This is a genomic window from Odoribacter sp. N54.MGS-14 (genome assembly GCF_000980295.1).
Classification (GTDB): Bacteria; Bacteroidota; Bacteroidia; order Bacteroidales; family Marinifilaceae; genus Odoribacter; species Odoribacter splanchnicus.
Genome location: NZ_LARL01000108.1, coordinates 1 through 6,537 on the forward strand (window position 1 = coordinate 1; position 6,537 = coordinate 6,537).

Here is a 6,537-nt window from a genome sequence, read left to right on the forward strand (position 1 = left end):
CCGAAACCCTGGAATATGCTTATTTCGATTGGTGTACGGGTAAGTTATGGGAGAGTCTGGGAGACCAGGATAAGGCACAGGCCTATTATCGGAAAGGGCAAGCTTACCGGAATGTCTGGAATCCTGAAGTGCGCTGGTTTCAGGCCCGTCAGAGTAAAGACCGATGGCTGAATTGGCAGGGGAAAACGGTAGGGGGGCAAGGATGTGTCGAGAGTAATCCGTTTCAGCAAGGTTGGTTTGTGCCTCACGATATCGAGGGTATGAAGGCATTGATGGGAGAGGATTTCTTTATTCAGGAGTTGGAACTTTTCTTCGACCGTACGACAAAGGATTTTCTGTGGAGTGATTACTACAATCATCCCAACGAACCCGATCATCATGTGCCTTTTTTGTTTAACTATTCTTCAAAACCCTGGCTGACTCAGAAATGGACCCGTCAAATTTGTAAAGTGGCTTATGGGGATGATGTGCTCGGATTATGTGGTAACGAGGATGTCGGTCAGATGTCGGCTTGGTATATCCTGGCTGCTGTCGGTTTCCATCCGGTATGTCCCGGATCGACAAGATACGAACTGACCAGTCCTGTCTTCGATGAAGTTGTGCTGAAACTCGATCGGAAATTTTATCCCGGCAAGAAGTTTGTGGTAAAGGCCCTGAACAATTCCTCCGAAAATGTCTATATCCAAAAGATCTGGCTGAACGGCAAACCGCTCGACCGATTGTGGATTTCCCATGACGAAATCATCTCCGGTGGCGAATTGGTATTTGAATTGGGTGATACCCCCAATAAGTCCTTAGGTCTATAAAATAAGAAGAGCTGTTCTGAGTCGGAGCAGCTCTTTTTTTTAAGAAAAGACTACAGATTGGATTATATATTTGGTTATAGCAAATAAAACCAAAGTTTGTGACGATCCGGTGACGAAACCGTGAAAAAATAGTTACATCTTTTCTGATCCCCCCTCTATCCTTGTAAATAAAATCTCCCTAAACCGTTGTTTTTTCAATTTCAATGATTACCTTTGCATCCGAATTCAAAACGGGGCGTAGCGCAGTCCGGTAGCGCATCTGCTTTGGGAGCAGAGGGTCGCAGGTTCGAATCCTGTCACCCCGACTAAGAATGAGCCAGTTACGAAAGTAGCTGGTTTTTTCTTTTTTGGGGGGGAAGCGGTTTTAGATGCTTTGTTTAAACTGAGGTTTAAACCGGAAAACCAACAATGAACGCCTCTGTAGCTGTACTTTGCTATAAGTGTACAAGACGTTATTTAACTTGAAGTGGAGAATTTGCAAAGTTTAAGAAAGGGGGGGGAGAGAGGGAGGATGGAATCGCTTGCCGATCGTTGGTACGTGGCTGTGAATCTATTATCTTTATGCCGTAATAAAATATGATGATGATGCAGGATATAATAAACGGACGCTGCGGTTGGTGTAAAACAGACGAACTGTATGTGAAATACCATGATGAGGAGTGGGGAAAATTGGTAACCGACGATAGGAGGCTGTTTGAGTTTCTGGTGTTGGAGAGTGCACAGGCGGGGTTGAGTTGGATAACGATCCTTAGAAAACGTGAGGGATATCGTAAAGCTTTTTACAATTTCGATGCCGGATTGGTTGCACAAATGACCGATGAAGATGTCGAACGGTTAATGCAGTTTGACGGTATTGTAAAAAATCGTTTGAAAATTAAGTCGACAATCACCAATGCAAGGCTATTCCTTGCCATACAAAAGGAGTTCGGTAGTTTCTATGATTATACACTGTCGTTTTTTCCTGACCGGAAGCCGATTATCAATGCTTTTCGGTCATTGAGTGAAATTCCGGTGTCTTCACCCGAATCCGATGCTATGAGTAAAGATATGAAAAAGCGTGGATTTAAATTCTTCGGAACTACGATTTGTTATGCCCATTTGCAGGCTTCAGGGTTTATCGACGATCACCTGACGGATTGTTTGTGTCGGAAAGTTGTCCGACAGGATGGATAGGGAATACGTTATATATGAGTACATGGTTATCATCAGATTAAAGATGAGATGGCTTGGAACACAATACAAAAAAAGAGTTCTTCGGTTTATGCTCTAAGTCGTGGCATTCTGTCGGTCATAGCCTGGAGGATGAATTTGCATTTTTTAGCCAGGCTGCAGGTTTTCGGATACCTGGCTAAAAAATGATCAGATCGGATTGAAGGGAAATAGCGGTCTATAAGATCATATTGAATATAAATCCCGATAGGATAATAAAAGAGGCCACTGTGCCGAAGAATATCCCGATCAGCCGCCAGGTCATCACTTTCTTTAAAAGTGTCGCTTCGGGTAATGAAAGCCCTACTACGGCCATCATGAACGCAATGGCTGTTCCTACCGGGATTCCTTTGGCTACAAAAACCTGAATGACAGGAATAATCCCTGCAGCGTTGGCATACATGGGAACTGCCAGAATGACCGACAACGGTACTGCATACCAGTGTTCTTTTGACATATAAGTTTCGAAAAATCCTTCGGGGACGAATCCATGCATGGCTGCTCCGATGCCAATACCGATGATCACATATAGCAATACACCTCTTACAATACCCCAGGCATCACGCAGAATGACCGGTAACCGTTTCATAAAAGGCGTTCCGGTATTTTCCCAGGATTCACTTTCTGTTTCCGAATTTTGCTGAATGCTTTTCACCCAATCGCTTAGGTAACGTTCTAACCTGAAACGGTTCAAAACGATTCCGCCGATAATTCCCAATAAAATACCGCTTACCACATATACAACTGTGATTTTCACTCCGAATGTACCCAGGAACATGGCTACCGCTACCTCATTTACCAGCGGAGAGGTAATCAGGAAGCTTAACGTAACTCCCAGGGGAATCCCGCCTTTGACGAAGCCGATGAATAACGGAATGGATGAGCATGAGCAAAATGGCGTTATCGCTCCGAACAAAGCGGCAAATACATACTCCAGCCCATATAACCGGCGGGTAGTTAGATAGTGACGTAACCGCCCGATCGGGAGATAAGCATTTACTACTCCCATCACTACGCTGATTAAAAATAATAATAGGATGATTTTCACCGTATCGTAAAAAAAGAAATTCACGGCTTCTCCCAGATGACTTTTTGCCTCTAGGCCGAAAATCCCGTAGACCAACCAATCTGCAAATTTCTGTATCATAATCGAATTGTTTACTTCTCTCTTGTCATTATAAAATTATTTGAATACCGTTCCCAGATCTTCTGCTGAAATAAAGCCTGTGTGCCGGAATATTTCATGTCCGTTATTATCTAATATGATTTGTGTAGGAATGGCGGCGATTCCGAAATATTTCGTCCATTCCTGTGTTTCTTGCTTCGACACATTCATAAACCGAACTTTAACCCTTTTGCCGTATGTTGTTCGGATATCTTCCATGACACGTTCCATTTTCCGGCAGCTTATACAACCCATCGCTCCGAATTCCAGAAAAGTATATTGCAGTCCTGTATCGCATCGGTTTTTGTAGTTGTACAAGATTTGTATGCTATCTGCTATGCTTGCTGCCGTCGTTTCGTTTTGCATCCGGCTCATTCGGGTGGAACCTAGCCGGATGAAAGTATCCTGTAATGCAAAGAGAACTATAAGGATAACTATAGGTAAAGTAACCGTTATTCCTGTTTTTATCAGTTGCCTTTTCATTCCTTCCTCCGATTTTTATAATAACCTGATCAGATAATAGAGGCCGGTGCCGGTGAATAACCAGCCGACAATCCTTCGCATCCATCGTTCGAACACCTGTAGGCGATTGTAGAAACGTCCGATTCCTGCAATACTGTAGGCCAGCAGCCAGGCCACTACCGCTACCGGTAAAGCTGTGGCTACAGCAAAAACAACAGGAAACCACATCCCACCTGTTGAGATCGCTGCCATCGGTATCAGCAGACCGAAGTAGAAAACCCCGCTTGTCGGACAGAAAGCCAAGGCAAATAATATACCCAATGTCAGACTACCTACACCACCTTTCAGGTTTTGCAGTTTTTCATTGTCTCCCGAAAAACCGAATTTCGGAAGATTCAACCGTTGTCCCCATAGCATAAATCCACCGGTAAGCAATAGTAAAGGTGAAATAATCCATTCCCCCCACTGACTGATTCCTTTTTGTATGGCGAACATACTTGCTCCTTCCCGTAAAATGGGGATAACCAGCAGGCCCAGGACTGTATAGGTAATAATCCGCCCCAAGGTATAAAGTAACCCGTTTCGAAAAATTCGTTTCCGGTTACCGATATCCCGGCTGATAAAACCGATAGCCGTTATATTTGTTGCTAAAGGGCAGGGGCTTATTGCGGTCAGTAAACCCAGTACGAAAGCTGTCACGACAGGTAGACCGCTATTCATTAAAATGTCCGGAGATTCCATTATTTCATCAATATTTCTATTTTTTCTTTCAATCCTGCTTTAAATCCTTCGGGATCGCTTGTTGCCTTCGAAAAAGCAAATTCTGTCATATTGTTTCGTTGTTCCTGCCCATCTTTCCAGCGATTTACAAACAGAGATGACCAGGTGACTTCATACTGGTCCGCTATTTTTTCTCCTTCTTTATCCGAAATATCTACTGTCCGGTATACGATCTGTCCGGTTTTCACTGCTTCTGCGAGACTTCCTGTCAGCAATTCTTTTGTCTGTTCCTCGATGCTTTTACAAGTCATACAACGTTGTTTCCCATGAAAATAAATTACCTCCACCCGGTCGCCGGTTACGGTTTGTTCCTGTAGCTGCAAGTTTCTGCTTTGCTTTTCTCTGCAGGCGGAGAATAGAGTCAATGTAATCAATAAAGTTGTGAGTCGCATGGTCGTTTATTTTACAAGTAACTTTTTAACCTCACTAACGGTCGGCTTTCGGCCGCTCGATACCACTTTACCGTCGATTACCAAGGCTGGCATGCTCATTACGTTATACTTCATAATCTCGGTCAGTTCCTCTACTTTTACGACCTTCGCTTCAATACCGGTTTCCGATACGGCTTGTATTACTGCTGTATAAAGTGCTTTACAACTTGCACAGCCTGTTCCTAATACTTTAATTTCCATCGTTTCAAAATATTAAATAGTGAATAATTCTCATCATACAAGATTCTTGTTATTATTGTTTGTAATTCGTAGAATTACGAACAATATTCGCATAAAAAAGCCTGCTGTTTTCAGCAACAAGATTTTTTGTCTTTACAATGACAGAAAAAAACTGAAAATAATCGTTTGGCTTCCTCCCAATTGGTCCGGTTGATACAATATTTCACTTTCGGTGCCTCTATTTCTCCCTGTATCAATCCGGCTTCCTTTAATTCCTTCAAGTGTTGTGAAACCGTTGCTTTGGCTATCGGTAATTCTTCATGGATATCTCCGAAAAAGCAGGTTTCCCGTCCTGCCAGAAATTGCAGGATAGCCATTCGGGCCGGATGTCCCATTGCTTTAGCGTAGCGGGCTATTCGTTCTTGTTCGTCTGTATAATCTTTAGTCTTCCCCATAAATCAATTTTGTTGTTCGCAAAGTTACGAACAATATTTCAAACGACAAAATTCTGGCAGGAAATACTGTAGAAATCTCTGCCGGACGTTTGAAACAGAAACTCTGATCGGGAAATCGTTCATATGCTTATTATTACCCCGAAATGCCGGTCTCATCCAGTCGTCCCGGCACTGTTTGAGACTGATATCAAGGTATTAGCTTCCAATTGTGAGTTGAAGTAAGCAATGGCTGTTACATTGTCGGCATTGCGGTACCTTCCTGGTCCTGATATCGGGCCTGAATTGCTAAGATCTGCCCGGTTTTACGACATTGTAATCAGAGGGGACGATGGGATCGATCGGAGTGCCTTCAAAAGATGTTGTGGTGGACTGACGGGAAAGGAACATATGGTCGGTCCCATAAAACCAAAGTTGTATACCGGATAACATTATTATTTTTAGTTATAAGAAAAAATGTTTATTTTTACAACTTTCTTTTAAAACAATGCGGTGTATTAAAAATTGATATTTAATTTCTATGCAGAACATACAACCTTCTATGGCAGCGTTTGCAGATACCAAGCCTCATTATGATTTGCTCGACGGATTGCGTGGGGTGGCTGCGATCACTGTCGTGTGGTTTCACATATTCGAAGCTTTTGCAACCAGCCATTTGGATCAAAGGATTAATCATGGTTATCTGGCCGTCGATTTTTTCTTTATATTGTCGGGGTTTGTTATCGGTTATGCTTATGACGACCGTTGGGGGAAAATGAAAACAAAAGACTTCATTAAACGTAGGGTGATACGTCTGCATCCGATGGTGGTGATGGGAGCTATTATTGGAGCCGTTATGTTCTATTGGCAGGGCTGTCCGGTTTGGGATGTGTCGAAAGTGACGATTTTGGCGTTATTTATGGCTACCTTTATTAATGCCCTGTTGCTTCCGGCTACTCCCGGAACGGAAATCCGGGGACTTGGAGAGATGTATCCTTTGAATGGACCTAGTTGGTCTTTATTTTTCGAATATATCGGTAATATACTTTATGCTTTGTTCATTCATAAATTTT

Annotated in this window: 9 protein-coding genes and 1 tRNA gene; 4 read left to right on the forward strand and 6 right to left on the reverse strand. The window is 42.9% G+C overall.

Annotated elements, in window-relative coordinates:
- The 3 genes from WS42_RS14000 to WS42_RS14010 form a co-directional block, all read left to right on the forward strand.
- Positions 1-806, forward strand: an 806-nt coding sequence (locus WS42_RS14000) for a glycoside hydrolase domain-containing protein (protein WP_046451292.1), incomplete at its 5' end; no start/stop codon positions are given.
- Positions 807-1,037: 231 nt separating this feature from the next.
- Positions 1,038-1,111: transfer RNA gene (locus tag WS42_RS14005), tRNA-Pro, on the forward strand.
- A gap of 280 nt (positions 1,112-1,391) precedes the next feature.
- Positions 1,392-1,979 carry a DNA-3-methyladenine glycosylase I gene (locus WS42_RS14010; protein ID WP_013613504.1) on the forward strand — a complete coding sequence of 196 codons (588 nt, stop codon included), beginning with the start codon at positions 1,392-1,394 and terminating at the stop codon, positions 1,977-1,979.
- 214 nt (positions 1,980-2,193) lie between these two features.
- Here the strand turns inward: WS42_RS14010 and WS42_RS14015 are convergent, their stop codons facing one another.
- From WS42_RS14015 to WS42_RS14040, 6 genes are all read right to left on the reverse strand, one after another.
- On the reverse strand, positions 2,194-3,162 hold the full coding sequence (locus WS42_RS14015; protein ID WP_046402699.1) for a permease: 969 nt from the start codon (positions 3,160-3,162) through the stop codon (positions 2,194-2,196).
- 36 nt (positions 3,163-3,198) lie between these two features.
- Positions 3,199-3,663, reverse strand: coding sequence for a thioredoxin family protein (locus WS42_RS15700; protein ID WP_087384008.1), 465 nt, complete (start codon positions 3,661-3,663; stop codon positions 3,199-3,201).
- Between the two features lie 15 nt (positions 3,664-3,678).
- Positions 3,679-4,383, reverse strand: a complete 705-nt coding sequence (locus WS42_RS14025) for an aromatic aminobenezylarsenical efflux permease ArsG family transporter (RefSeq protein WP_022159813.1) — start codon at positions 4,381-4,383, stop codon at positions 3,679-3,681.
- Positions 4,383-4,814, reverse strand: coding sequence for a nitrophenyl compound nitroreductase subunit ArsF family protein (locus tag WS42_RS14030; protein WP_046451293.1), 432 nt, complete (start codon positions 4,812-4,814; stop codon positions 4,383-4,385). Before WS42_RS14030 ends, WS42_RS14025 begins: the two co-directional genes overlap by 1 nt.
- Before the next feature lie 6 nt (positions 4,815-4,820).
- Positions 4,821-5,054 (reverse strand): thioredoxin family protein, encoded by a 234-nt coding sequence (locus WS42_RS14035; RefSeq protein WP_013613510.1) that lies wholly within the window; start codon positions 5,052-5,054, stop codon positions 4,821-4,823.
- Between the two features lie 110 nt (positions 5,055-5,164).
- Positions 5,165-5,488 carry an ArsR/SmtB family transcription factor gene (locus WS42_RS14040; protein ID WP_013613511.1) on the reverse strand — a complete coding sequence of 108 codons (324 nt, stop codon included), beginning with the start codon at positions 5,486-5,488 and terminating at the stop codon, positions 5,165-5,167.
- Positions 5,489-6,005: 517 nt separating this feature from the next.
- Here WS42_RS14040 and WS42_RS14045 point away from each other — a divergent pair.
- On the forward strand, positions 6,006-6,537 hold a 532-nt coding region (locus WS42_RS14045; protein WP_046451294.1), incomplete at its 3' end, for an acyltransferase family protein.

Coding starts and splice junctions, on each gene's coding strand:
- WS42_RS14040 (WP_013613511.1), bottom strand. CDS start 5,488: ATGGGGAAGACTAAAGATTATACAGACGAACAAGAACGAATAGCCCGC.
- WS42_RS14010 (WP_013613504.1), top strand. CDS start 1,392: ATGCAGGATATAATAAACGGACGCTGCGGTTGGTGTAAAACAGACGAA.
- WS42_RS14025 (WP_022159813.1), bottom strand. CDS start 4,383: ATGGAATCTCCGGACATTTTAATGAATAGCGGTCTACCTGTCGTGACA.
- WS42_RS14030 (WP_046451293.1), bottom strand. CDS start 4,814: ATGCGACTCACAACTTTATTGATTACATTGACTCTATTCTCCGCCTGC.
- WS42_RS14035 (WP_013613510.1), bottom strand. CDS start 5,054: ATGGAAATTAAAGTATTAGGAACAGGCTGTGCAAGTTGTAAAGCACTT.
- WS42_RS14015 (WP_046402699.1), bottom strand. CDS start 3,162: ATGATACAGAAATTTGCAGATTGGTTGGTCTACGGGATTTTCGGCCTA.
- WS42_RS15700 (WP_087384008.1), bottom strand. CDS start 3,663: ATGAAAAGGCAACTGATAAAAACAGGAATAACGGTTACTTTACCTATA.